Source organism: Acetomicrobium mobile (assembly GCF_937920065.1).
Genome location: NZ_CALETC010000327.1, coordinates 1 through 2,222, shown reverse-complemented (window position 1 = coordinate 2,222; position 2,222 = coordinate 1). Strand labels below are relative to the sequence as shown.

The 2,222-nt window shown below is 37.8% G+C and carries 4 protein-coding genes; all 4 read right to left on the bottom strand.

The window, feature by feature from the left end:
- Window positions 1-42: 42 nt before the first annotated feature.
- The 4 genes from Q7P41_RS12240 to Q7P41_RS12225 are packed head-to-tail and all read right to left on the bottom strand — an operon-like array spanning window position 43 to window position 2,084.
- Entirely contained in the window at window positions 43-498 is a 456-nt protein-coding gene (locus Q7P41_RS12240) for a hypothetical protein (protein WP_303884628.1), read from the bottom strand.
- Window positions 495-1,661 (bottom strand): MT-A70 family methyltransferase, encoded by a 1,167-nt coding sequence (locus Q7P41_RS12235; protein WP_303884626.1) that lies wholly within the window; start codon window positions 1,659-1,661, stop codon window positions 495-497. Before Q7P41_RS12235 ends, Q7P41_RS12240 begins: the two co-directional genes overlap by 4 nt.
- A gap of 21 nt (window positions 1,662-1,682) precedes the next feature.
- Window positions 1,683-1,883 (bottom strand): helix-turn-helix domain-containing protein, encoded by a 201-nt coding sequence (locus Q7P41_RS12230; RefSeq protein WP_303884624.1) that lies wholly within the window; start codon window positions 1,881-1,883, stop codon window positions 1,683-1,685.
- Between the two features lie 15 nt (window positions 1,884-1,898).
- Entirely contained in the window at window positions 1,899-2,084 is a 186-nt protein-coding gene (locus tag Q7P41_RS12225; protein WP_303884622.1) for a helix-turn-helix domain-containing protein, read from the bottom strand.
- Window positions 2,085-2,222 lie beyond the last annotated feature (138 nt).

Here is a 2,222-nt window from a genome sequence, read left to right as displayed (position 1 = left end):
GGAAAGTAATCTACCCCTTTTTTCATGGGTCTTGTCATGTTGTCATCCCCTTTTTGTAAGGACAATAACTTTACCAGCATATTTCTTAATTATTTCTTTTGGTATTAAATAGCCAATAGAAGACTTTCGGTTGTTTTCTACTTTGCGATATTTACCTGTTTCGACTAATATCTTTAATAAGTTTTTCTGGATGATATAAATTTCCGAATAGTCACCTATTAACCATAGCCACGAATTGTCATCTCGATATATGCCCGACTTAACATAAGAATTATTTTTGGGATCACTCTTTTCGGCTACCTCTATGTAAACGTTATTTGTTTCGGCCATTCGTTCATCGTATTTAATCTCCCAACCAATAGAATTTTCTCCTTTTAATTGCATTTCTTTAGTAAGGTGTGGCTTTACAACCACTAGTCCCGTGTCCTTTAAAACATCGTATACGAATTTTTCAAAATTCTTCCCATCGGCCAATTTGCTTTCATAATACTCATTCAAATTTCATTCCCCCATACATCCCATCCAGGGGTGCTCTTTCTAGCAAAAAGCTCAATTCGGCGGCCATGAGGGTAAAGTGTATCTATTATTTCTCTAAACCTTTCTGGTTTCTCTGAATGCTTATCGCTCCTTTCGATAGAAACAACGCTGTCGAATAATGTAGGTACATCTGGTAAGCAACTTCCCTTTGTACATATGAGCAAAAATTCATGCCTTACGCTGTTATAATGTCCCATGTTGTGTTTAACTTTGTCCCATATGAAAGATGTTTTGTACTTAAAGCCCCATGCTTTGATAACTTGGAAGCACTCCTCAAGCATAGGTGATGTTACCCAAAGGAAAAGCACCGCATTTTCTTCTGTCAACTCCTTAACTGGCAACTCACATAATTCTTCTATTGTCATAGAAGGGTAATGGTCTTCTGCGCCAGTTGTATTGCCGTCTCGTTTGTCATTATAACGCCAGGGCGGGTCTGCGTATATAATGCGATATTTATCGCTTAGTTTTTTGGTTTCCTTTACTTCTTCACGCTTAAGAAGCCTTCTTGCGTCGACAACGCTTTTTGCTTCGCTTTTAACTATTTTTTCTGCTATTTTTATTTGTTTTTCTGGTTCCATTCTGGCCAACTTGAGCAATTCTTTTTTGCTGTCAGCAAGTTCAGTGTCAGCTATAATTTTTTTCACTTCAGGAGCTATTCTTTCGGCTATTTGGACTTCTTGTTGCACTGTCCGTGGGGATACTCCTAATTTAGATGCAGTATCTTCTGAAAACGGCGAAATTATTTCGCTGTTTTTAGGCCTTCTGCCTCCTTGTGGTCGCTTTGTTGTAGGATATTTTGCCTCGTATATTTCCTTCCGTCGCTTTAGATGTTCGGCACGTTCCAAAGTTGTAAGTTCTGACCTAATTAAGTTTTCATCTATTTCGGCAAGCTCAGCGTTGAGCTCATCATAATCTTTCTCTATACAATCTATATCCTGCCAATTAAGAAGTTTACATGCTTCAAGTCTATGTAGTCCGGATATGAGCACTTTATCTTTTGTTATGATAATAGGTTGAAGCAATCCTATATCCTTAATGCTATCTGCTAATTCTTTACATTTTGTCTGGTTTAAGTTTCTTTTTCTATGTTGTGGTATAATTATTTCATTTATGGCATATTTCAAGCTCTACCACCTCTTGTCCTTTTATTCTTCACGGAATAACTCTTCCGTCCTCTCTACTGGCCAATTTAAAGCTTGAATAATGCGTTTTTTCCATCCATTGAAACACGGAAATTTCCCACTTTCGAGTCTTGAGATGTCCGACGGATGAATACCAGTCATTATTGCAAGATCATACTGAGTCAACCCTCTTTTCTCCCGTTCTTTTGCTAATTTAATTACCATTATTTAAATACCTCCTTACGTTTTATTCTTGCTTGAGTTTCTTTCGATCATTGCTTCCACTTCGCTGGCTGGGATCCTCCATTGGTGTCCAGCCTTGAATGCTGCTAATTCGCCATATTTAATGAAGTTATGGACTGTACGCACATTGACACGTAATATTTTGGCGACTTCTTCAGGTGTTAGATACATCGCTTCATGCATGGTTTCACCTCCTTTGTTTTGATTATTATATCATGTTTTCGTTGTCTTGACAATACTTGCTTTAATTTCATTGGGTAGGAATATTAAAAAAAGAGAGGCGCAAAAGCGCCCCTCCTTTCACTACTCAGCCGTGATCTT

Excerpts from the sequence above, each read along its gene's own strand:
- Q7P41_RS12230 (WP_303884624.1), bottom strand. The coding sequence starts at position 1,883 with ATGGTAATTAAATTAGCAAAAGAACGGGAGAAAAGAGGGTTGACTCAG.
- Q7P41_RS12225 (WP_303884622.1), bottom strand. The coding sequence starts at position 2,084 with ATGCATGAAGCGATGTATCTAACACCTGAAGAAGTCGCCAAAATATTA.